This window comes from Pseudomonas sp. MPB23, from assembly GCF_046605395.1.
In the GTDB taxonomy this organism is placed as follows: Bacteria; Pseudomonadota; Gammaproteobacteria; order Pseudomonadales; family Pseudomonadaceae; genus Aquipseudomonas.
Genome location: NZ_CP176771.1, coordinates 6,454,478 through 6,477,270, shown reverse-complemented (window position 1 = coordinate 6,477,270; position 22,793 = coordinate 6,454,478). Strand labels below are relative to the sequence as shown.

At 59.7% G+C, this 22,793-nt stretch carries 23 protein-coding genes; 15 read left to right on the top strand and 8 right to left on the bottom strand.

All coding sequences use genetic code 11. From position 1 onward, the window contains the following. Nucleotides 1–174: 174 nt before the first annotated feature. The 8 genes from rplM to ACLH0J_RS29465 all read left to right on the top strand — a co-directional run bounded on the left by rplM (nt 175) and on the right by ACLH0J_RS29465 (nt 6,427). Complete coding sequence (rplM, locus tag ACLH0J_RS29500) at nt 175–603, top strand: 50S ribosomal protein L13 (protein WP_010568039.1); 429 nt, start codon at nt 175–177, stop codon at nt 601–603. 14 nt (nt 604–617) lie between these two features. Beyond that, nucleotides 618–1,010, top strand: a complete 393-nt coding sequence (rpsI, locus tag ACLH0J_RS29495; RefSeq protein WP_003171743.1) for a 30S ribosomal protein S9 — start codon at nt 618–620, stop codon at nt 1,008–1,010. Between the two features lie 266 nt (nt 1,011–1,276). Then, complete coding sequence (gene petA, locus ACLH0J_RS29490) at nt 1,277–1,870, top strand: ubiquinol-cytochrome c reductase iron-sulfur subunit (protein WP_024073429.1); 594 nt, start codon at nt 1,277–1,279, stop codon at nt 1,868–1,870. Next, nucleotides 1,870–3,081: a cytochrome b gene (locus tag ACLH0J_RS29485; protein ID WP_003171746.1), complete on the top strand. Its 1,212-nt coding sequence runs from the start codon at nt 1,870–1,872 to the stop codon at nt 3,079–3,081. Before petA ends, ACLH0J_RS29485 begins: the two co-directional genes overlap by 1 nt. Continuing rightward, complete coding sequence (locus ACLH0J_RS29480) at nt 3,081–3,860, top strand: cytochrome c1 (protein WP_411390198.1); 780 nt, start codon at nt 3,081–3,083, stop codon at nt 3,858–3,860. Before ACLH0J_RS29485 ends, ACLH0J_RS29480 begins: the two co-directional genes overlap by 1 nt. Before the next feature lie 149 nt (nt 3,861–4,009). Beyond that, the gene (locus ACLH0J_RS29475; protein ID WP_276196512.1) at nt 4,010–4,627 is read left to right on the top strand and encodes a glutathione S-transferase N-terminal domain-containing protein; all 618 of its coding nucleotides are present in this window, start codon (nt 4,010–4,012) and stop codon (nt 4,625–4,627) included. 17 nt (nt 4,628–4,644) lie between these two features. Beyond that, entirely contained in the window at nt 4,645–5,064 is a 420-nt protein-coding gene (locus ACLH0J_RS29470) for a ClpXP protease specificity-enhancing factor (RefSeq protein ID WP_411390197.1), read from the top strand. 157 nt (nt 5,065–5,221) lie between these two features. Then, a complete protein-coding gene (locus ACLH0J_RS29465) occupies nt 5,222–6,427 on the top strand; it encodes an ISL3 family transposase (RefSeq protein WP_411388398.1) in 1,206 nt (401 codons plus the stop codon). 15 nt (nt 6,428–6,442) lie between these two features. Here the strand turns inward: ACLH0J_RS29465 and ACLH0J_RS29460 are convergent, their stop codons facing one another. Next, complete coding sequence (locus ACLH0J_RS29460; protein ID WP_411390196.1) at nt 6,443–8,032, bottom strand: glucan 1,4-alpha-maltotetraohydrolase domain-containing protein; 1,590 nt, start codon at nt 8,030–8,032, stop codon at nt 6,443–6,445. A 264-nt stretch (nt 8,033–8,296) separates the two neighbouring features. Between ACLH0J_RS29460 and ACLH0J_RS29455 the strand changes: the two genes are divergently transcribed. Then, complete coding sequence (locus tag ACLH0J_RS29455) at nt 8,297–9,046, top strand: FadR/GntR family transcriptional regulator (RefSeq protein WP_411390195.1); 750 nt, start codon at nt 8,297–8,299, stop codon at nt 9,044–9,046. A 7-nt stretch (nt 9,047–9,053) separates the two neighbouring features. Here ACLH0J_RS29455 and ACLH0J_RS29450 read toward each other — a convergent pair whose 3' ends face one another. Then, on the bottom strand, nt 9,054–9,416 hold the full coding sequence (locus tag ACLH0J_RS29450; protein WP_411390194.1) for a hypothetical protein: 363 nt from the start codon (nt 9,414–9,416) through the stop codon (nt 9,054–9,056). Nucleotides 9,417–9,730: 314 nt separating this feature from the next. On the opposite strand from ACLH0J_RS29450, the gene kdgD reads away from it, so the two are divergent. From kdgD to ACLH0J_RS29425, 5 genes are all read left to right on the top strand, one after another. Then, a complete protein-coding gene (gene kdgD / locus ACLH0J_RS29445; protein ID WP_411390193.1) occupies nt 9,731–10,642 on the top strand; it encodes a 5-dehydro-4-deoxyglucarate dehydratase in 912 nt (303 codons plus the stop codon). Between the two features lie 54 nt (nt 10,643–10,696). Next, nucleotides 10,697–12,142: an aldehyde dehydrogenase family protein gene (locus ACLH0J_RS29440; RefSeq protein WP_411390192.1), complete on the top strand. Its 1,446-nt coding sequence runs from the start codon at nt 10,697–10,699 to the stop codon at nt 12,140–12,142. 127 nt (nt 12,143–12,269) lie between these two features. Beyond that, entirely contained in the window at nt 12,270–13,634 is a 1,365-nt protein-coding gene (locus ACLH0J_RS29435) for an MFS transporter (RefSeq protein ID WP_411390191.1), read from the top strand. 11 nt (nt 13,635–13,645) lie between these two features. Then, nucleotides 13,646–15,199: a galactarate dehydratase gene (garD, locus tag ACLH0J_RS29430; RefSeq protein WP_411390190.1), complete on the top strand. Its 1,554-nt coding sequence runs from the start codon at nt 13,646–13,648 to the stop codon at nt 15,197–15,199. Between the two features lie 150 nt (nt 15,200–15,349). Next, a complete protein-coding gene (locus tag ACLH0J_RS29425; RefSeq protein ID WP_411390189.1) occupies nt 15,350–16,291 on the top strand; it encodes an AEC family transporter in 942 nt (313 codons plus the stop codon). On the opposite strand, the gene ACLH0J_RS29420 is transcribed toward ACLH0J_RS29425, so the two are convergent. The 6 genes from ACLH0J_RS29420 to gatC all read right to left on the bottom strand — a co-directional run bounded on the left by ACLH0J_RS29420 (nt 16,288) and on the right by gatC (nt 21,523). After that, nucleotides 16,288–16,668 carry a carboxymuconolactone decarboxylase family protein gene (locus ACLH0J_RS29420; RefSeq protein ID WP_010567672.1) on the bottom strand — a complete coding sequence of 127 codons (381 nt, stop codon included), beginning with the start codon at nt 16,666–16,668 and terminating at the stop codon, nt 16,288–16,290. The two genes, ACLH0J_RS29425 and ACLH0J_RS29420, sit on opposite strands and share 4 nt — an antisense overlap. After that, nucleotides 16,665–17,711 carry a calcium/sodium antiporter gene (locus ACLH0J_RS29415; RefSeq protein WP_411392909.1) on the bottom strand — a complete coding sequence of 349 codons (1,047 nt, stop codon included), beginning with the start codon at nt 17,709–17,711 and terminating at the stop codon, nt 16,665–16,667. Before ACLH0J_RS29415 ends, ACLH0J_RS29420 begins: the two co-directional genes overlap by 4 nt. A 70-nt stretch (nt 17,712–17,781) precedes the next feature. Then, nucleotides 17,782–18,153: a septal ring lytic transglycosylase RlpA family protein gene (locus ACLH0J_RS29410; protein WP_411390188.1), complete on the bottom strand. Its 372-nt coding sequence runs from the start codon at nt 18,151–18,153 to the stop codon at nt 17,782–17,784. Between the two features lie 157 nt (nt 18,154–18,310). Beyond that, complete coding sequence (gatB, locus tag ACLH0J_RS29405) at nt 18,311–19,756, bottom strand: Asp-tRNA(Asn)/Glu-tRNA(Gln) amidotransferase subunit GatB (RefSeq protein ID WP_411390187.1); 1,446 nt, start codon at nt 19,754–19,756, stop codon at nt 18,311–18,313. Nucleotides 19,757–19,766: 10 nt separating this feature from the next. Next, nucleotides 19,767–21,218: an Asp-tRNA(Asn)/Glu-tRNA(Gln) amidotransferase subunit GatA gene (gene gatA, locus ACLH0J_RS29400; RefSeq protein ID WP_411390186.1), complete on the bottom strand. Its 1,452-nt coding sequence runs from the start codon at nt 21,216–21,218 to the stop codon at nt 19,767–19,769. A gap of 17 nt (nt 21,219–21,235) precedes the next feature. Further along, the gene (gene gatC, locus ACLH0J_RS29395; protein WP_010567677.1) at nt 21,236–21,523 is read right to left on the bottom strand and encodes an Asp-tRNA(Asn)/Glu-tRNA(Gln) amidotransferase subunit GatC; all 288 of its coding nucleotides are present in this window, start codon (nt 21,521–21,523) and stop codon (nt 21,236–21,238) included. A gap of 210 nt (nt 21,524–21,733) precedes the next feature. Between gatC and mreB the strand changes: the two genes are divergently transcribed. Further along, the gene (mreB, locus tag ACLH0J_RS29390; protein ID WP_002555108.1) at nt 21,734–22,771 is read left to right on the top strand and encodes a rod shape-determining protein MreB; all 1,038 of its coding nucleotides are present in this window, start codon (nt 21,734–21,736) and stop codon (nt 22,769–22,771) included. Nucleotides 22,772–22,793: the final 22 nt, after the last annotated feature.

The window sequence follows — 22,793 nt, the reverse complement described above, 5'->3', positions numbered from 1 at the left end:
CTTTCTGCAGTGGAAGTGATGCGCCGCCTGCCGAAGAATCTTGCCGTTGAACGGACGCGCTGACCCGAGCCCCCGATAGCGTCTGTATCCGGCTGCCTTTGACTTGTCAAAGTACGCACTATTCAGTAAGATCCGCCGTCTAATTTACAGGGCGGCCCCTGAGGCTATTAAAGAATGACAACTTTTACTGCAAAACCGGAAACAGTTCAGCGCGACTGGTTTGTCGTCGACGCCGCTGGTCAGACTCTGGGTCGTCTGGCCACTGAAGTCGCCAGCCGTCTGCGTGGCAAGCACAAGCCTGAATACACCCCTCACGTTGACACCGGTGACTACATCGTGATCATCAACGCTGAGCAGGTACGTGTTACCGGCAACAAAGCGCAAGACAAAATGTACTACCGTCACTCCGGTTTCCCAGGCGGCATCAAGTCTTCCAATTTCGAAGGTCTGATCGCCAAGAAGCCTGAGGCCCCGATTGAAATCGCGGTTAAAGGCATGCTGCCGAAGGGCCCACTGGGTCGCGATATGTTTCGCAAGCTGAAAGTCTATGCGGGCGCTGCTCACCCTCATGCTGCTCAGCAGCCCCAAGAACTGAAGTTTTAACGGAATAGTTCATTATGTCGGCGACTCAAAATTACGGCACTGGCCGTCGCAAAACCGCAACCGCACGCGTTTTCCTGCGTCCGGGTACTGGTAACATCTCGATCAACAATCGCACCCTGGACAATTTCTTCGGCCGCGAAACTGCCCGCATGGTAGTTCGTCAGCCGCTGGAACTGACCGAGACTGTTGAAAAGTTCGACATCTACGTCACTGTTATCGGTGGCGGTGTAAGTGGTCAAGCTGGCGCAATCCGCCACGGTATCACTCGCGCTCTGATGCAGTACGACGAAACCCTGCGTGGCGCTCTGCGCAAAGCTGGCTTCGTGACTCGCGATGCCCGTGAAGTTGAACGTAAGAAAGTCGGTCTGCGTAAAGCGCGTAAGCGTCCGCAGTACTCGAAGCGTTAATTCGCTTTACGTTCCACAAAAACGCCCAGCCTCCTCACGGAGCTGGGCGTTTTTTATTGCCTGCAATTTATGCATTAATTTGAGCGTGACAACTTGCCACATCCGTAGACCCCCTATACTACAGGGCCTGGAGGCGGAGGCCCGGGCAATTCCCTTGTCATACGTGGGGCTTTTCATTACCATTCGGCAAAATTTTTATAAGTTCAGATTTAATACTTAGTAGACGCCTGATTTAACAGGCCAAAAAGCTGATGGGAGAGGACTGAATGAGCAATGACGGCGTGAATGCAGGCCGGCGTCGCTTCTTGGTAGCAGCCACATCCGTTGTGGGTGCTGCAGGAGCGGTGGGGGCTGCGGTCCCGTTCGTGGGGTCATGGTTTCCCAGTGCCAAGGCGAAAGCCGCAGGTGCACCGGTGAAGGTGAATATCAGCAAGATCGAGCCAGGCCAGCAGATGATTGCTGAGTGGCGCGGGCAGCCGGTGTTCATTGTTCGTCGTACAGAGGAAATCCTGGGAAATCTGAAAAAGATCGAAGGCCAGTTGTCTGACCCCAAATCTGAGAAATCCGACCAACCCGCTTACGCCAAGAATGAAGTGCGCTCGATCAAGCCAGAGATTCTGCTGCTGGTCGGGCTGTGTACCCACCTGGGATGCTCACCTACTTTCCGCCCTGAAGTGGCGCCGGTCGACTTGGGCAAAGATTGGGTCGGCGGCTATTTCTGCCCCTGTCACGGTTCGCACTACGACCTGGCCGGACGCGTCTACAAGTCGCAACCTGCTCCACTGAACCTACCCGTGCCTCCGCATAACTACGAATCTAACGACATCATTGTCATTGGCCTCGACAAGGAGAACGCGTAATGAGTAAGTTCATGGATTGGGTAGATGCGCGCTTCCCCGCCACCAAAATGTGGGAAGACCATCTCAGCAAGTATTACGCGCCAAAAAACTTCAACTTCTTCTACTTCTTCGGCTCCCTGGCACTGCTGGTGCTGGTCAACCAGATCGTCACCGGCGTCTGGCTGACCATGAGCTACACCCCTTCGGCGGAGGAGGCATTCGCTTCCGTCGAATACATCATGCGTGACGTCGAGTACGGCTCGATCCTGCGTCTGCTGCACTCCACCGGCGCTTCGGCGTTCTTCATCGTGGTTTATCTGCACATGTTCCGTGGTCTGCTCTACGGTTCGTACCAGAAGCCCCGTGAGCTGGTGTGGGTCTTCGGCATGCTGATCTACCTGGCGCTGATGGCCGAAGCCTTCATGGGTTACCTGCTGCCGTGGGGCCAGATGTCGTACTGGGGGGCGCAGGTGATCATCTCGCTGTTCGGCGCGATCCCAGTGATCGGCAACGACCTGACCCAGTGGATCCGTGGTGACTACCTGATCTCCGGTATCACCCTGAACCGCTTCTTCGCCCTGCACGTAGTGGCCCTGCCCATCGTGATCCTCGGTCTGGTGGTGCTGCACATCCTGGCGCTGCACGAAGTGGGTTCCAACAACCCCGATGGCGTGGACATCAAGAAGCACAAGGACGAGAACGGCATCCCGCTGGATGGCATTCCGTTCCACCCGTACTACACCGTGAAAGACATTGTCGGTGTCGTCGTGTTCCTGTTCGTGTTCTGCTCGATCGTGTTCTTTTTCCCGGAGATGGGTGGCTATTTCCTGGAGAAGCCTAACTTCGAACAGGCCAACGCCTTCAAGACACCTGAGCACATCGCACCGGTCTGGTACTTCACACCGTTCTACGCGATCTTGCGGGCGATCCCCGACAAGCTCATGGGCGTCATCGCCATGGGCGCGGCCATCGCGGTACTGTTCGTGTTGCCTTGGCTCGATCGAAGCCCGGTCAAGTCCATGCGCTACAAGGGCTGGCTGAGCAAAATCTGGTTGTGGGTGTTCTGCATTGCATTCGTGATCCTGGGCGTTCTGGGCGTATTGGCGCCGACTCCTGAGCGTACGCTGCTGTCGCAGGTCTGCACCTTCCTGTACTTCGCCTACTTCATTCTGATGCCGTTCTACACCCGGCTAGAGAAGACCAAACCGGTTCCGGAAAGGGTGACTGGCTGATGAAAAAATTATTTGTTGCATTGATGCTTGCGGCGCTGCCGCTCCTGTCCTTCGCTGCCGAACACGGCGGTCCGGAGTTGGAAAAAGTCGATATCGACGTATCGGACAAGGCTGCCCTGCAAGATGGCGCACGTACGTTCGTCAACTACTGCATGGGTTGCCACAGTGCCAAGTTCCAGCGTTATGAACGCGTGGCCGATGACCTTGGCATTCCGCATGAAGTGATGCTCGACAAGCTGGTGTTCACCGGCGCCAAGATTGGCGACCACATGAGCATCGGCATGCAACCGGCCGACGCCAAGGTTTGGTTCGGCGCCGCACCGCCCGACCTGACCCTGGTGGCGCGTGTTCGCGGTACCGACTGGCTCTACGGCTACCTGAAGTCTTTCTACGCCGATCCGACACGCCCATGGGGTGTGAACAACCGAGTGTTCCCGAACGTCGGTATGCCTAACGTTCTGGCCGGACTGCAAGGCAAGCAAGTGGTAGGATGCAAGCAGATTCAGGTCGTTGAAGACGGCAAGAAGCAATACGATCCGTTGACCGGCACGCCTCTGACTCATGAAGCATGCGATCAACTGAAGATAGACACCCCCGGTGCGCTGACTGGCGAGCAGTTTGACGAGAAGGTCAAGAATCTCGTGACCTTCCTGGCCTACTCGGCCAACCCGGTCAAACTCCAGCACCAGCGCATTGGTACATATGTGTTGCTGTACCTGGCCTTCTTCTTCGTATTCGCTTATCTGCTCAAACGCGAATACTGGAAGGATGTGCATTGATCCAACCGTAAGCAATTGCTGTTAATCTTGCGCGCCCAGCGGCATCTCTGAATACGTAGCGACCGGGTAGAACCTGCCGTTACAGAGATGCTCACTGGGCGCGCTCGTTTTTGAGCTTTCCATAATTTCAACAAGCGAGGAGGACCGCCATGGGCGTGACCAATCGGTTGGCCTGTTACTCCGACCCCGCCGACCACTATTCCCACCGAGTACGCATCGTGCTCGCAGAGAAGGGTGTCAGCGCCGAGATCATCAGTGTGGAGGTGGGTCGTCACCCGCCGAAGCTGATCGAAGTGAACCCTTACGGCAGCTTGCCCACCCTGGTCGATCGTGACCTGGCGTTGTGGGAGTCAACCGTGGTGATGGAATATCTGGATGAGCGTTACCCGCATCCGCCTTTACTGCCGGTATACCCGGTGGCGCGTGCCAACAGCCGCCTGCTGATCCATCGGATTCAGCGCGACTGGTGCGGGCTGGTGGATTTGATTCTGGATTCGCGCAGCAAAGAGGCGGCCCGTGTCGTGGCGCGCAAGGAATTGCGCGAGAGCCTGACGGGTGTTTCGCCACTGTTCGCCGATAAGCCTTTTTTCCTCAGCGAGGAACAAAGCCTGGTGGATTGCTGCCTATTGCCCATACTCTGGCGCTTGCCGATTATGGGCATTGAACTGCCGCGGCCGGCCAAGCCGCTGCTTGATTACATGGAGCGCCAGTTTGCGCGTGAGGCTTTCCAGACGAGTCTGTCCGGTGTCGAACGCGATATGCGCTAAGGCTTAAGGAGCCGCTGATGAACTCCAGTCGACCCTACCTGGTCCGTGCGCTCTATGAGTGGATTGTGGACAACGATTGCACCCCGCACATGCTGGTCAATTCCGAGTTTCCTGCGGTTCAGGTACCGCAGGGTTTTGCCAGTGACGGACAGATTGTGCTGAACGTATCACCCAGCGCCGTGCGCCACCTGCACATGGACAACGAAGCTGTCAGCTTCGAAGGGCGTTTCGGCGGTGTGCCGCATACGCTGTACGTGCCGATTGGTGCCATCCTCGGGATCTATGCCCGGGAAAATGGCCAAGGCATGGTGTTCGATCTGGAGTCGCCTTTCGAGGATGACGAAGCGATCGAGGGTGAAGACGGCGATGATGTGCCACCACCGGATTCCGAGCCGCCTCGCCCAAGCGGTCGGCCGAGTTTGAAAGTGGTGAAGTGACACTATGTAGGTCCTCGGACATACATTGAAAAATGCCTCGGTCTCGCCGGGGCATTTTTTTGGTTCTTCACGGAATCCCGGGAAACACAGAAACAAGAACGCCGATTTGATTAATGATGTTCGTGCGAGCAAACACATCTAACAAACCGGCGTTCTTATGCGCGATATTAATACTTTCCTTCCTTTTTGGGAGGGCTTTTCTGTCGTCACGATCAAGCCTGATGGTGACGCCCTCCAGATCGATCTGACACCCCACGCCACCCGATTCCCTTCCTGTGGCGGGTGCCAAAAACCCTGTTCAACCACGCATGAGTATTGCGAGCGAGTCATTCGTGATTTGCCCATTCTCGGTCGTGCGGTGCGCCTGAGCGTTTTGCTCCGACGCGTTGGTTGCCGCGACTGCGGTAAACGCATGGAGGCCGTCAGTTGGCTGGATCGCTATGCCCGTATGACGCGGCGTCTGGCAGAGGCGGTCATTCAAGCCTGTGAACGCCTTCCCACGCTGCATGTGGCGCAGATGTTTGGGCTGCATTGGGACACCGTTCGGTTGCTGGAGCGTCGTGCCTTGCAAGCGGCATTGAGCGATCTGCCGAAGGCGCAACCACGGCGTCTGGTGATGGACGAGTTCGCCCTGTTCAAGGGCCATCGTTACGCCAGTGTGGTGCTGGATGCGGATACACGACGAGTGCTGTGGGTCGGCGAAGGCCGCAGCCGGGCGGCGGTCAGGCCGTTTTTCGAAGAGCTGGGGCCAGAGGGATGCGCCCGAATCGAAGCGGTGGCAATGGACATGAACACTGCTTTTGACCTGGAGGTTCGTCAGCACTGTCCCAACGCGCGAGTGGTCTACGACCTCTTCCATGTGGTGGCCAAGTATGGCCGAGAGGTGATTGATCGGGTTCGCGTCGACGAAGCCAATCGACTGCGTCATGACAAGCCGGCCCGACAGGTCATCAAGCAGGCGCGTTGGCTGCTCCTGCGCAACCCGCAGAACCTGAAAACACCGGAGCAACAGGTCCGCCTGGAGGATCTGCTGGCGGCCAACCACGCGTTGATGAAGGTCTATTTGATGAAGACTGAACTCAAAACGCTTTGGACGCCTAGCACCGCTTGGGGTTGGCGATCGGCCTGGAAGCAATGGCTGCGCCATGCGCATGAAAGCGAAATACCGGCACTGATCCAGTTCGCCAAACGGCTAAAGAGTTACTGGCGGGGCATCGTCAGCCGGGTTCGCTGGCCGATGCACACCGGTCAGTTGGAAGGAATAAATAATCGAATAAAGGTCATCAAACGGATGGCGTACGGTTACCGGGATAGCGAATTCTTTTTCATGAAAATCAAGAGCGTCTTTCCCGGTAATCCGTGAAGAACCATTTTTTTGTCAAAAACGGCCCACGGATTCGCTGGCTGCCCCCGTAACGAAGCGGTTGTTGGGATCAGCCTGCCAATAGACCTCGTTGATGTTGCTGAGGTTGCGAATCAGGCATTTCCACTCGACGCTCTGCTGCGTGGGCCAGACAACGGAGCCGCTCCAGCGATTCGATGTGCCGGGTTGCAGGGCGATGGCGTGGGCGGGGTCCCAGGCGCCCAGTTCCAGGGGCGAACCCACCGCATACACGGCTTGCCCAGGACTTGGTTGCGCATTGTCGCAGTGCAGCGTGGTGGTCGTGTCGGCTAGGGCCTGGCTGGCTTGCCAGACGCGGATGCGCTGGCCGTCCGCGAGCAGAACGGGGGTAAAGCCATCTGGCGCCTTGTTGAGGTCAGAGTCCAGGGCGAGCAACAAACGCTTGCGACTGCCATTGGTGGCGGCCACCAAGCCGGAATAGTGACCCTGGAAGCTGATGGGCGAGTCGGCGCGGATGCCGGCGTCCTTGCGTAGGCTGATCAGCGTGCGGATCAGGTCGCCACGGCCCCAGTCATACATGTCAGGCCAATAGACGGTCGGCGTACCGGGGCTGAGCAAAATATAGGTGTAGGCGATATCGCGCATCGGATCGGACAACGGCCAGTGGTGTTGTCCGCCGTATTGCCCGGGCGAATAGCCGGTGTCGTGATTGTCGACAAATGTCACGGCCACCTGTCGCCATGCCGCGTCGGGATTGCCATTCAGGCCATGACGCCATTCGGCCACGTTGCCGTTTTGCAGGCGTTCCTTGAGGGCGAAATCGAACACTGCGCAGTGGGAGCGGTCCGACCAGTCCTTGAGGGCATCCTGCCAACTGGCCTTATTGCGCCAGTCGGTGGCGGGATATTCGTTGGGGCTCTTCCACAGTTCACCGACGCAGAACGCCTGGTCGCCAAAGTTTTTCATCCAGATATCGACACGTTCCGGCGCGTAGCCGCGCACAAAATCGAAGCGCAAGCCTTTGGTGCCATAGTTGTCCCGCAGATTCCTGAACTCTTGCATGAAGCGCGACGAGACTTCGGCATTGCCTGTATTAAGGTCGGCTGAACCGCTCATGAATGCGTCACCGTGATCACAGTCGGAGGGGGTTGTGCAGTCATCTCGCCACAGCTTGAGGCTCCTGGGGAAACGGACCTGTTTGCCCGCGAGCTTGTCGTTCATATGATTGGGTACCACGTCGTAAACGGCCTGCACCCCAGCATTTGTCAGGGCGGTAACCGCCTGTTTGAGCTGGCCGTCGCTGCCATACTGGCTATTTTTATCGAAATCATTCCAGAAATAGCCTTCGCCACCGCCGGACGTTCCCGTGGTCGGATCGCTCCAACTGGATTGATCGGTCCAGGCCGGTGGCAGCCAGATTTTGGTGAAGCCATCCTTGCCGATGGTAGGGGCCATCTGCGTTAGCACCTCGTACCACTTTTGCGGGGTGTTGCGGCTGGAGTTCCAGTGGAAACCCTGCAACAAGATGTCTTCGCCACCACCATTGCGCACGCTTGGCGGTGCTGCGGGTACGGTGCTTGCCAGGAGCCACGCTGCGGCTGCGCACATCAGAATTGGGATTTTCATGTTCGTCACCTGTGTGCCGGTACAGGTGTCACTGTGAAAGCTATCCAACGGGCTGTCTGCTGTGAAAAGTAACAGCTCAAAGAGACTGTTTAGGCGCAATCCTCGTTGTGGAAATAGCCAAGGGTTATGTGCGAGGTGTCACTGGCAATCCTGACGATCCGGGTGAAATTCATCGGGATGCAGATGAAAGTGCTTCCGAACGGTGATCGTACAACCGCCATGAGCTATGATGCCCCCTCAGTTCACCGAGAAAGATGACCCCACATGGAAAACGCCAACACCGCCCCTCGTCTTCCCCGCAAGCGTCGCAGTCTTGCCCAGGAATTGGTCACGGTGTTGTCCGAGCAGATCCGCGATGGCCAGCTCAAGCGTGGCGATAAGCTGCCTACCGAATCGGCGATCATGGACGCCCATGGCGTCAGCCGCACGGTGGTGCGCGAGGCCATCTCGCGCCTGCAGGCGGCGGGGCAGGTGGAAACCCGTCACGGTATCGGCACCTTTGTGCTGGACACCCCAAGCCCCAGTGGCTTCCGCATCGACCCGGCCACGGTCGTGACCTTGCGCGATGTGCTGGCAATCCTTGAGTTGCGGATCAGCCTTGAAGTGGAATCCGCTGGTCTGGCTGCGTTACGCCGTAGCGATGCGCAACTGGCGGCCATGCGCGCGGCGCTCGATGCGTTGAATGAAAGCGCGGCGCACGCCGGCGATGCGGTGGCGTCGGATTTCGCGTTCCACCTGGAAATCGCGCTGTCCACCGGCAACCGCTACTTCACCGACATCATGACTCACCTGGGCACCAGCATCATTCCTCGCACCCGCCTGAATTCGGCGCGCCTGGCCCATGACGACCAACATCACTACATGAGTCGCCTGAGTCGCGAGCACGAAGAGATTTATGAGGCGATCGCCCGCCAGGATTCCGATGCGGCGCGGGCGGCCATGCGCCTGCACCTGACCAACAGTCGCGAACGGCTGCGCCATGCCCATGAAGAGGCAGAGGCGCAGCGCGGTTGAGTCCGTTTCACGGCAGGACTTTTATCTCTAATGGCGCCGAGTACGAGTCTCCCGATTCGGAGCGTACGAGGTAGCGGATGGATATCGCCCTGTTGGCGTAGTCCTTGAGGTCGTCCGAGGTCAGGGCGAGCGTGAGATTGGATAATTTCACAACGTCGTCCTGGTCTTCGTCAAACCTGCCTGCCAGCACTTTGTGCCCCTTGAGGTCCGGCGATTCCGGATCCGATCCGACAATGAGGCTTACCTCGGCGCTGGCCGGAATGTCATTTGGGTCAGGGATAGAAAACTCGAATCGTGTGTTTCCCTTGAGGCTCACCTCGGCAGCGCTCGAAGAGGCGGAGCCGACAAGGCGCGGGGCTTCATAAGACATGATCATGTGCTCCTCTGCGTCGAAGTCAGGGCGTCTGGCTTCTACGCGGCGTTATCCCCCTCCTTGACGTCTGACGTAACTGTCAGAAATCACAGTTGCGACGAATGGCCTTCAGACCATCTGTTTTATAGACCGTCAAATCGAGCGTAGAAGAGCGACGTCCTTCGTCCCAGGCACATCTTTCAACCGAGACGAACAGGACGGACGATGAATTGCAGTTGACGAATCTTTTTATAGTTGTACGATGACGTATGACATCAGCAAAACCAACAACAACCTCTCCATAGAAAGTCTTCGCCCAGGGTGTTCGAATAATGAATCCACAAGAACTGAAGTCCATCCTCTCCCACGGTCTGCTGTCTTTCCCGGTGACCGATTTCAACGCCCAGGGTGACTTCCACCAGGCGGGCTATATCAAGCGCCTGGAATGGCTCGCCCCTTACGGCGCCACTGCGTTGTTCGCCGCCGGCGGTACCGGTGAGTTTTTCTCCCTCGCCGCGAGCGAATATTCCCAGGTGGTGAAGACCGCCGTTGATACCTGCGCCAACAGCGTGCCGATCCTCGCCGGCGTTGGCGGTTCGACCCGCCAGGCTATTGAGTACGCCCAGGAAGCCGAGCGCCTCGGTGCCAAAGGCTTGCTGCTGCTGCCGCACTACCTCACCGAAGCCAGCCAGGACGGGGTTGCCGCCCACGTTGAGGCGGTGTGCAAATCGGTGAAAATCGGTGTGGTGGTCTACAACCGCAACGTCTGCCGCCTGACGGCGCCCCTGCTGGAACGCCTGGCCGAACGCTGCCCGAACCTGATCGGCTACAAAGATGGCCTGGGCGATATCGAGTTGATGGTGTCGATCCGCCGTCGTCTCGGTGATCGTTTCAGCTACCTCGGCGGCCTGCCGACGGCAGAGGTTTACGCCGCTGCCTACAAGGCCCTGGGCGTGCCGGTGTACTCCTCGGCGGTGTTCAACTTCATCCCGAAGACGGCGATGGATTTCTACCACGCCATTGCCAGGGACGATCACGCCACCGTCGGCAAGATCATCGACGATTTCTTCCTGCCGTACCTGGACATCCGTAACCGCAAGGCCGGCTATGCCGTGAGCATCGTCAAGGCGGGTGCAAAAATCGTCGGCCACGACGCAGGCCCAGTGCGCACCCCGCTGACCGACCTGCTGCCGGAAGAATACGAAGCCCTGGCCGCGCTGATCGACAAGCAAGGCGCGCAATAACTTATCTACAAGGCCGCTGAGCAATCAGCGGCCTTTTGCGTCAGGAGAAGATTCGTGTCCCAAGCCCCGCGTTATGAAAACTACATCAACGGCCAATGGGTGGCCGGTGCTGACTACTGCGTTAACCTCAACCCGTCGGAGTTGTCTGACGTCATTGGCGAATATGCCAAGGCTGATGTCGCCCAAGTCAATGCCGCCATCGACGCCGCCCGTGCCGCGTTCCCGGCCTGGTCCACCTCCGGGATTCAGGCGCGCCACGATGCCTTGGATAAAGTCGGCAGCGAAATCCTCGCGCGCCATGAAGAACTCGGCACGCTGCTGGCCCGGGAGGAGGGCAAGACCCTGCCCGAAGCCATCGGCGAAGTGACCCGCGCCGGTAATATCTTCAAGTTCTTCGCCGGTGAATGCCTGCGTCTGTCCGGCGACTACGTGCCGTCGGTGCGCCCGGGTGTCAACGTTGAAGTCACCCGCGAAGCGCTGGGTGTGGTCGGCTTGATCACGCCGTGGAACTTCCCGATTGCCATCCCGGCCTGGAAAATCGCGCCGGCCCTGGCCTACGGCAACTGCGTGGTAATCAAGCCGGCAGAACTGGTGCCGGGCTGTGCCTGGGCCCTGGCGGAAATCATCTCCCGCGCCGGTTTCCCCGCCGGAGTGTTCAACCTGGTGATGGGTAGCGGCCGTGTGGTGGGCGATGTGCTGGTCAACAGCGCGAAAGTCGACGGCATCAGCTTCACCGGTTCCGTGGGTGTGGGCCGTCAGATCGCTATCAGTTGCGTGTCGCGCCAGGCAAAAGTGCAGTTGGAAATGGGCGGCAAAAACCCGCAGATCATTCTCGACGACGCCGACCTCAAGCAGGCCGTCGAGTTGTCGGTGCAGAGCGCGTTCTACTCCACCGGCCAGCGTTGCACTGCATCGAGCCGCCTGATTGTCACCGCCGGTATTCACGACCGGTTCGTCGCGGCGATGGCCGAGCGCATGAAGTCGATCAAGGTTGGCCACGCATTGAAGAGCGGCACCGACATCGGCCCGGTCGTTTCCCAGGCCCAGTTGGATCAGGACTTGAAATACATCGACATCGGCCAGAGCGAAGGCGCGCGGCTGGTGAGCGGCGGTGGCCTGGTGACCTGCGACACCGAGGGCTACTACCTGGCGCCGACATTGTTCGCCGACAGCGAAGCCGCCATGCGCATCAGCCGTGAAGAGATCTTCGGCCCGGTGGCCAACGTGGTACGCGTGGCGGACTACGAGGCGGCGCTGGCCATGGCCAACGACACCGAGTTCGGTTTGTCGGCGGGCATCGCCACCACCTCGTTGAAGTACGCCAACCACTTCAAGCGTCATTCCCAGGCCGGGATGGTGATGGTCAACCTGCCGACCGCCGGCGTGGACTATCACGTTCCGTTCGGTGGCCGTAAGGGCTCATCCTATGGTTCGCGTGAGCAAGGTCGCTATGCGCAAGAGTTCTACACCGTGGTGAAAACCAGCTACATCGGTTCGTAACACCCGGCCCCCTGTTAAGGGGGCCTGTCTTTCTGTAGGAGCGAGCAAGCTCGCTCCTACAGGGGGGGGCATCTGGTAACACATAAACATCACCCGCAAAAAAAATAATTAGTGGGAGTACTTTTACATGCAAGCGACCAAGCCGACCCATGTCCGCTATTTGATCCTGCTCATGCTGTTCCTGGTGACCACGATCAACTACGCCGACCGGGCCACCATCGCTATCGCAGGCTCCAGCCTGCAAAAAGACCTCGGGATCGACGCGGTCACCCTCGGTTATATCTTCTCTGCATTCGGTTGGGCCTACGTGGCCGGGCAAATCCCCGGCGGCTGGTTGCTCGATCGGTTCGGCTCGAAAAAAGTCTATGCCCTGAGCATTTTCACCTGGTCGCTGTTCACGGTGCTGCAAGGCTATGTGGGCGAGTTCGGGGTTTCCACCGCAGTAGTTGCGCTGTTCATGCTGCGCTTCATGGTGGGCCTGGCGGAAGCGCCGTCCTTTCCCGGCAACGCGCGCATTGTGGCGGCCTGGTTTCCTACCGCCGAGCGCGGTACGGCCTCGGCGATCTTCAACTCCGCGCAATACTTCGCCACGGTGCTGTTCGCGCCGCTGATGGGCTGGATCGTCTACAGCTTCGGCTGGCAGCACGTGTTTATCGTGATGGGCGTGATCGGCATGCTGTTCTCGCTGATCTGGCTGAAAGTTATCCACAGCCCGCGCCAGCACCCGATGATCAACGAAGCGGAGTTCAACCACATTGCCGCCAACGGCGCGATGGTCGATATGGATCAGGACAAAGGCAAGGGTAAGAAAACCGACGGTCCGAAGTGGGATTACATCCGCCAGTTGCTGACCAACCGCATGATGCTCGGCGTGTACCTGGGTCAGTACTGCATCAACGGGATCACCTACTTCTTCCTCACCTGGTTCCCGGTTTACCTGGTGCAGGATCGCGGCATGACCATCCTCAAGGCCGGTTTCATTGCATCGCTTCCAGCGATCTGCGGCTTTATCGGCGGTGTATTGGGCGGGGTGATTTCCGACTACCTGCTGCGCAAGGGCCATTCCCTGACCTTCGCGCGCAAGGCGCCGATCATTGGCGGCCTGCTGATCTCCAGCAGCATCGTGGCGTGCAACTACGTGGATATCGAGTGGATGGTGGTGGGCTTCATGGCCTTGGCCTTCTTCGGTAAAGGCGTTGGCGCACTGGGCTGGGCGGTGGTGTCCGACACCTCGCCGAAACAAATCGCCGGCCTCAGTGGCGGCCTGTTCAACACCTTCGGTAACTTGGCCTCGATCACCACGCCGATCGTCATCGGCTACATCATCAGCACCACCGGGTCGTTCAAGTGGGCCCTGGTGTTCGTCGGCGCCAACGCGCTGGTGGCGGTGTTCAGTTACCTGGTAATTGTCGGCCCGATCAAGCGTGTGGTGCTCAAAGAGCCGCCAAGCCAAGGGCCTGAGCTGACCAACCTTACCCACGTGCATTCCTGAGGGGCGATGTAATGCAGTTGATTGAACATGCCGACTCGCCGCGCTCCATTCGTTTGCATGAGCGCGACAATGTGGTGATCGTGGTCAATGACCAGGGCGTTCCGGCCGGGACCGAGTTCCCGGACGGCCTGGTGACCGTGGAATTCATCCCCCAAAGCCATAAGGTGACCCTGGAAGATATCCCCGAAGGCGGCCGGATCATTCGCTACGGCCAGACCATCGGTTACGCCCTGGGGCCGATTCCGCGCGGCAGTTGGGTGCAGGAAGATCAGTTGCGCATGCCCACCGCGCCGCCGCTGGACAGCTTGCCGCTGTCTACCGAGGTGCCCGAGGCCCAGGCGCCGCTGGAAGGGTTTACCTTCGAGGGCTATCGCAATGCCGACGGCACGGTCGGTACGCGCAATATCCTTGGTATCACTACCACGGTGCAGTGCGTCACCGGTGTGCTGGACCATGCGGTCAAGCGCATCAAGGACGAACTGCTGCCCAAGTACCCGCATGTCGATGACGTGGTGGCGCTGACCCACAGCTACGGCTGCGGGGTGGCGATCACTGCGACGGATGCCTACATCCCGATCCGCACCGTGCGTAATCTGGCGCGTAACCCGAACCTGGGGGGCGAGGCCCTGGTGATCAGCCTGGGCTGCGAGAAATTGCAGGCCGGGCAGGTGATGCACGATAACGACAGCTCCGTCGACCTGAGCGAGCCGTGGCTGTATCGGCTACAGGATTCCAGCCACGGGTTTACCGAGATGATCGAGCAGATCATGGCGCTGGCCGAGGTACGTCTGAAGAAACTCGACCAGCGTCGCCGGGAAACGGTGCCGGCGTCGGAGCTGATCCTGGGCATGCAGTGCGGCGGCAGCGATGCGTTTTCCGGCATCACCGCCAACCCGGCGCTGGGGTTCGCCTCGGATTTGTTGCTGCGGGCGGGGGCGACGGTGATGTTTTCTGAAGTCACTGAGGTCCGCGATGCCATCTACCTGCTGACTTCTCGCGCGCAGACGAAGGAAGTGGCCGAGGAGTTGGTCAGGGAAATGGACTGGTACGACCGTTACCTGGCCAAAGGCGAGGCGGATCGCAGTGCCAACACCACGCCAGGGAACAAGAAGGGTGGCTTGTCGAACATTGTCGAGAAGTCCCTGGGCTCCATCGTCAAGTCCGGCAGCAGCGCGATCAACGGCGTGCTCGGTCCGGGTGAGCGCTTCAAGGGCAAGGGCCTGATTTTCTGCGCCACGCCGGCCAGCGACTTCGTGTGCGGCACCTTGCAACTGGCGGCGGGGATGAACCTGCATGTGTTCACTACCGGGCGCGGCACGCCTTACGGGCTGGCGATGGCGCCGGTGGTGAAGGTGTCGACGCGTACGGAGCTGGCGCAGCGCTGGCCGGACCTCATTGATATCGACGCCGGGCGCATTGCCACCGGGCGCGCGACCATCGAGGAACTGGGCTGGGAGTTGTTCCACTACTACCTGGATGTGGCCAGCGGCAAGAAGCAGACCTGGGCCGAGCAACACAAGCTGCATAACGACATCACCTTGTTCAACCCGGCGCCGATTACCTGAGATCGAGTCGCCTGTATCGGGAGCAAGCCCCCACACTTTGAAATGCGGTCAAGTGTGGGAGGGGGCTCCCGATAGTGGTAGACCAGACGAAGCGGTCCGTACTGGCTTATCATTCGCCTCCTGACGACGCCCACCAAGGTTCTCCCCGGCATGCTGGCAATTTTCCTCACGACCCTCACCATCACCGCGCCGGTGTTTGCCATGCTGTTCCTCGGTGTGCTGCTCAAGCGCATCAACTGGATCAACGACAACTTTATCCACACGGCTTCGTCCCTGGTGTTCAACGTCACCATGCCGGCGCTGCTGTTTCTCGGCATCCTGCATGCCGACCTGCACGCGGCGCTCAAACCGGGTTTGCTGATCTACTTTTCCATCGCCACGCTGCTGAGCTTTGCCATTGCGTGGGGCTGGGCGATCTTTCGCTGCAAGCGTGAGGACCGCGGCATCTACACCCAGGGCGCGTTTCGCGGCAACAACGGGGTGATCGGCCTGGCGCTGGCGGCGAGCATGTACGGTGATTACGGCATCTCCCTCGGCGCAATTCTCGCGGCGCTGGTGATCCTGCTCTACAACACGCTGTCGACCATTGTGCTGGCGGTCTACAGCCCGGTGATCAAGTCGGACCCGTGGAGCATTTTAAAAAGTGTGGTGGCCAACCCACTGATCATCAGCGTGATCGTTGCCGCGCCGTTCGCCTACTTCCAGATCGGGTTGCCGGGCTGGCTGGAAAAGTCCGCGCAGTACCTGGCGGACACGACATTGCCGCTGGCACTGATCTGCATCGGTGGCACGTTGTCATTGGCGGCGTTACGCAAGAGCGGCGATATGGCGTTGAGCGCAAGCTTGATGAAGATGGTGTGGCTGCCGGTGGTCGCCACGCTGGGCGCTTGGCTGCTGGGGTTCCGGGGGCCTGAATTGGGGATTCTGTTCCTGTACTTCGGCGCACCGACTGCGGCCGCGAGCTTTGTGATGGCCAGGGCCGCCGAGGGCAATCACGAATTGGCCGCCGCGATTATCGTGATCACCACCCTGATAGCGGCGGTGACCACGAATATCGGAATCTTCGTATTGCAGGCGGGCGGCTGGATCTAGCCGGCTGGCTGGTAGCTGTCGATCACTTCCTGGGCTGCCCGGAACGCATCGATTGCGGCCGGCACGCCTGCATACACCGCGCAATGCAGTAGCGCTTCACGAATCTCTTCGACGGTACAACCATTGTTCAGCGCGCCGCGTACATGGCCCTTGAGTTCCTGCGGGCACTTGAGTGCGGTCAGGGCGGCGAGGGTGATCAGGCTGCGCGTCTTCAACGGCAGACCTTCGCGATTCCACACGCTGCCCCAGGCATGTTCGTTGACGAAGTCTTGCAGCGGCTGAGTGAACTCAGTGGCGTTGCCCAGGGCGCGGTCGACGAATGCATCGCCCATCACCTGACGACGCATTTCAACCCCTGGTTTTTTCTGATCGGTCATTGCGATTCCCTCTTGTGTTGGCGGCGCCAGGCTCGCAGCGTGCTGAACAACAGGAAAGCCACCAGCACTGGCAGGACGTAATACAGCATCAATTGTTCAAGCTTGTTGGCCAGAGGCATGCCGGTGGTGAACGCCATCACGTGCAGCCCATACGCCAGGTACAGGCCCAGCAGCACCAGGCCTTCGGCGCGGGTGACGCGGTAGCCGCTATAAAACACCGGCAGGCACAACACCACCACGCCGAGCATCACCGGCAGGTCGAAGTCCAGGGCGTTGGGCGACACCGACAGCGGTGACGGCGCCAGCAGCGCAGTCAGCCCCAGTACGCCCAGCAGGTTGAACAGGTTGCTGCCGATCACGTTGCCCACGGCAATTTCGCGTTGACCGCGCAGGGCGGCAATCAGCGAGGTGGCCAGGCACGGCAATGAGGTGCCGACGCCGATCAGTGTGAGGCCGATGATGCGTTCGGACAGGCCCAGGTCGCTTGCCACATCCACCGCCGCGCTCAGCAGCAGGTGCCCGGCCAACACCAGGATCAACAGCCCGCCCAGCATCAGCAGCACGCTGCTCAGCCAGGGCGCACGGGCCACGGTGTCCAGGGTACGCGGGCGACGGGAGTGGCGGGTCTGGTAGTGCAGCACCCCGAGGTAGACGAGCAGGGCCACGAGTAAGAGCAGGCCGTCGACGGGGGTGAGTTCTTCGTTGGCGGCCAGGGTAAATACCAGCAGGCCGGCCAGGATCATCACCGGGATATCCAGGCGTACCAATTGCCGTGAGACGCGCAGCGGGATAATCAGCGCCGACAGGCCCAGGGTTACCAGGATGTTGAAAATGCTGCTGCCGATCACGCTGCCCACGGCAATGTCGGTGTTGCCGGCCAGGGTCGCCTGCAGACTGACGGTCATCTGCGGCGCGCTGCTGCCGAAGGCGACGACCGTCAGGCCGATGATCAAAGGGCGCACCTTGAGGCTGGCGGCCAGGCGCACGGCGGCGCGTACCAGGATTTCGGCACCGACAATCAGCAACACCAGGCCGCTGATCAGTTCGAGCAGGCTCCAGGGCGAGAGGGCGGTTAATCCGAAAATGGCAGGACTCCTTTGGTTTTTGGCGGGCTCAGTTGCCCATGGCTTGCACGCGAACCCGCGCGGTGCCGCTGCTGAGCATTCCCAGTTGCTCAGCCGCCTTGCGCGAAAGATCAATCAGGCGCCCACGGGTATGCGGGCCGCGATCATTGATGCGGACCACGACGGATTTGTCGTTGTCGAGATTGGTCACTTTGACCTGGGTGCCGAAGGGCAACTGCCGATGGGCGGCGGTCAGGGCGTGTTGGTTGAAGGGTTCACCGCTGGCAGTCTTGTTGCCATGGTGCTTGGCGCCGTAATAGGACGCGGTGCCGGTTTCGTCGTAGCCATTGGGGTTGATGAGGCCGCTGGCGCAACCGGCCAGCAAAGAGAACACGGCTAAAAGGCCAAGTAAGCGCTTCATTCAAGGTATCCCCTTATCAAATGTGGGAGGGGGCTTGCTCCCGATAGTGGAGTGTCAGTCATTGATGTTTTGACTGAATCACCGCTATCGGGAGCAAGCCCCCTCCCACAGGAGGTCCGAGTCGAGCATGAAATCTCACTCGGGCCTTTCATCGCGATCAGCCTTCGAGCTTGCTTTTCAGCAGTTCGTTCACCTGTTGCGGGTTGGCCTTGCCTTTGGAGGCTTTCATGGCCTGGCCGACAAAGAAGCCGAACATCTTGCCGCGCTTGGCTTCGTCTGCCGCACGGTACTGTTCGACCTGTTCGGCGTTGGCCGCGAGCATTTCATCCAGCACGGCCGAGATCGCGCCGCTGTCGGTGACTTGCTTGAGGCCGCGCTTCTCGATGATCTCATCGCTGCTGCCTTCACCGCTGGCCATGGCTTCGAACACGGTCTTGGCGATTTTGCCGGAGATGGTGTTGTCCTTGATGCGCAGCAGCATGCCGCCCAACTGCTCGGCCGATACTGGCGCTTCGTCGATCTCCAGGCCTTGCTTGTTCAACAGGCTGCCCAGTTCAACCATCACCCAGTTGGCCGCCAGCTTGGCGTCGCCGGCGATGCTCACGACTTTTTCAAAGTAGTTGGCTTGTTCACGGCTGGAAGCCAGCACGCTGGCATCGTAGACCGACAGGCCGAACTGCGCCTGGAAGCGCTCGCGTTTCTGCTGTGGCAATTCCGGCAGGGTGGCGCGGATGTCACTGAGGAACGAGTCCTCCAGCACCACCGGCAACAGGTCCGGGTCGGGGAAGTAACGGTAGTCGTTGGCTTCCTCTTTACTGCGCATGGCGCGGGTTTCGTCTTTGTTCGGGTCGTACAGGCGGGTTTGCTGGATCACCTTGCCGCCGTCTTCGATCAGTTCGATCTGGCGACGCACTTCGGTGTTGATCGCCTTTTCGATGAAACGGAACGAGTTGACGTTCTTGATCTCGCAACGGGTGCCGTACTCGGCCTGGCCTTTTGGGCGCACCGACACGTTACAGTCGCAACGCAGCGAGCCTTCGGCCATGTTGCCGTCGCAGATGCCCAGGTAGCGCACCAGCGCATGGATGGTCTTGACGTAGGCCACGGCTTCCTTGGCGCTGCGCATGTCCGGCTCGGAGACGATCTCCAGCAACGGCGTACCGGCGCGGTTCAGGTCGATACCGGTGGCGCCGGGGAATTCTTCGTGGAGGCTTTTGCCGGCGTCTTCTTCAAGGTGCGCGCGGGTCACGCCGACACGTTTGATAGTGCCGTCTTCCAGCGGGATGTCCAGGTGGCCCTTGCCGACGATCGGCAATTCCATCTGGCTGATCTGGTAGCCCTTGGGCAGGTCCGGGTAGAAGTAGTTCTTGCGCGCGAACACGTTGTGCTGGCCGATCTCGGCGTCGATCGCCAAGCCGAACATCACTGCCATGCGCACCGCTTCCTGGTTCAGCACCGGCAGTACGCCGGGCATGCCCAGGTCGACCAGGCTGGCCTGGGTGTTGGGCTCTGCGCCGAACGTGGTGGCGCTACCGGAGAAAATCTTCGATTGGGTGGCGAGCTGGGTATGAATCTCCAGCCCGATCACAACTTCCCATTGCATAGTGTTCTCCTCAGAAGCCGGTAGGGGTGCGAGTGTGCCAGTCGGTGTGCAACTGGTACTGGTGCGCCACATTGAGCAGGCGGCCTTCCTGGAAATACGGGGCGAGCAATTGCACGCCCACCGGCAGGCCATCGACGAAACCGGCAGGCATGGACAAGCCCGGCAGGCCCGCGAGGTTGGCGGTGATGGTGTACAGGTCTTCCAGGTACTCGGCGATCGGGTCGCCGGTCTTGGCGCCGATCTTCCAGGCCGGGTTCGGCGTGGTCGGACCGAGGATGACGTCGACTTCTTCAAAGGCCGCCATGAAGTCGTTCTTGATCAGGCGACGGATTTTCTGCGCCTTGAGGTAATACGCGTCGTAATAGCCGGCCGACAGGGCGTACGCACCGACCATGATCCGGCGCTGTACTTCGGCACCGAAGCCTTCGCCACGGGAGCGTTTGTACAGGTCGTTCAGGTCTTTCGGGTTTTCGCAGCGATAGCCGAAGCGCACGCCGTCGAAACGCGACAGGTTGGAGGAGGCTTCAGCCGGGGCGATCACATAGTAGGCAGGAATCGCGTGCTGGTTGTTCGGCAGGCTGATTTCCTTGATCACGGCACCGAGGCCTTCCAGCGTCTTGACGCTGTTGTGCACCAATTCGGCGATACGCGGGTCGAGGCCGGCGCTGAAGTATTCCTTCGGCACGCCGATGCGTAGGCCCTTGAGCGAGGTAGCGAGGCTGGCGCTGTAGTCCGGCACCGGTTCGTCGATACTGGTGGAATCCTGCGGATCGAAACCGGCCATGCCTTGTAACAGAATTGCGCAGTCTTCGGCCGTACGCGCCAGCGTGCCGCCCTGATCGAGGCTGGAGGCATAGGCGATCATGCCCCAGCGGGATACGCGACCGTACGTCGGCTTCAAACCGGTGAGGTTGGTGAAGGCCGCCGGTTGGCGGATCGAGCCGCCGGTGTCGGTGGCAGTGGCGGCCGGCAGGAAGCGCGCGGCTACCGCAGCAGCCGAGCCACCTGACGAACCGCCGGGCACGTGCTCAAGGTTCCAAGGGTTTTTCACCGCGCCGTAATAGCTCGACTCGTTGGCCGACCCCATGGCGAATTCGTCCATGTTGGTCTTGCCCAGGGTCACGGCCCCGGCGGCAGCCAGCTTGGACACCACGGTGGCGTCGTAGGGTGCCTTGAAGTTGTCGAGCATCTTCGAGCCGCAACTGGTCCGGATGCCCTGGGTGCAGAACAGGTCCTTGTGGGCGATCGGCGCGCCCAGCAGTGCGCCCTGTTCACCGTTGGCGCGACGTGCGTCGGCGGCCTTGGCCTGGCTCAAGGCCAGCTCTTCGGTGAGGCTGATGAAGCTGTTGACCTTGGGGTCGAGCTCGGCGATGCGCGCCAGCAAGGTCTTGGTCAGCTCTTCGGAGGAAAACTTTTTATCGGCGAGACCGCGGGCGATCTCGGCCAGAGTCATGTGATGCATTGCAGGCTCTTTCCCTATTAGTCGATGACTTTCGGAACCAGGTACAGGCCGTTTTCGACCGCTGGCGCGATGGACTGGTAGGCCTCGCGATTATTAACCTCGGTCACGACGTCTGCGCGCAGGCGCTGGCTGGCTTCCAGCGGGTGAGCCAGGGGCTCGATGCCGTCGGTATTGACGGCCTGCATTTGGTCAACCAGCCCGAGAATGCTGTTCAGGGCTGCAGTGGTCTGTGGAAGATCGGCTTCATTCAGGCCAAGCGAGGCCAGATGAGCGATTTTTTCCACGTCGGAGCGTTCAAGCGCCATGGGAATCTCCAGTGGAAAACAGAACGGAAGCTGTCCGTGTGTTAGATTGTAGGAACACTACCGCATTTCTACGGTCTTACGGCCGCGATTGTGGGGGTTGGTGCACAGAAAGTCGGCCAATTTAGCACATTGGCGCCTTGCCCAAAATCCCTGTCGTTGTTAGAGTTTGCCGCACTTTTTTACCCACGCGTTGCCTAGGGTCCCTTTCCCATGTTCAAGAAACTGCGTGGCATGTTTTCCAGCGATCTTTCCATTGACCTGGGCACTGCCAACACCCTTATTTACGTGCGCGAGCGCGGTATCGTTCTGAATGAGCCATCGGTTGTGGCCATTCGGACCCATGGTAATCAGAAAAGTGTCGTTGCCGTTGGCACCGAGGCCAAGCGCATGCTCGGCCGTACACCAGGCAATATTGCCGCCATTCGTCCGATGAAAGACGGCGTGATCGCCGACTTCAGTGTCTGCGAGAAGATGCTGCAGTACTTCATCAACAAGGTTCACGAAAACAGTTTCCTGCAGCCCAGCCCGCGGGTGCTGATCTGCGTTCCATGCAAGTCCACCCAGGTGGAGCGTCGTGCCATCCGTGAATCGGCCCTTGGTGCCGGTGCCCGCGAAGTGTTCCTGATCGAAGAGCCAATGGCTGCTGCGATCGGCGCCGGCCTGCCGGTTGAAGAAGCGCGCGGTTCGATGGTGGTGGATATCGGTGGTGGTACCACTGAAATCGCCCTGATTTCCCTGAACGGTGTGGTGTATGCCGAATCCGTACGTGTGGGCGGCGACCGCTTCGACGAAGCGATCATCACTTATGTACGTCGTAACTACGGCAGCCTGATCGGCGAATCCACCGCCGAGCGCATCAAGCAGGAAATCGGCACGGCCTACCCGGGCGGCGAAGTTCGCGAAGTCGATGTTCGCGGTCGCAACCTGGCCGAAGGTGTTCCACGTGCCTTCACCCTGAACTCCAACGAAGTGCTGGAAGCTCTGCAAGAGTCCCTGGCTACCATCGTTCAGGCTGTGAAGAGCGCTCTGGAGCAATCGCCGCCGGAGCTGGCTTCCGATATCGCCGAGCGCGGCCTGGTGCTGACCGGTGGTGGCGCCCTGCTGCGCGACCTCGACAAGCTGCTGGCCCAGGAAACCGGCCTGCCGGTGATCGTTGCCGAAGACCCGCTGACCTGCGTCGCCCGTGGTGGTGGCCGTGCATTGGAAATGATGGATAAACACACCATGGACCTGCTCTCCAGCGAATAAGTGCTTGCTGGTAAGCCCATGT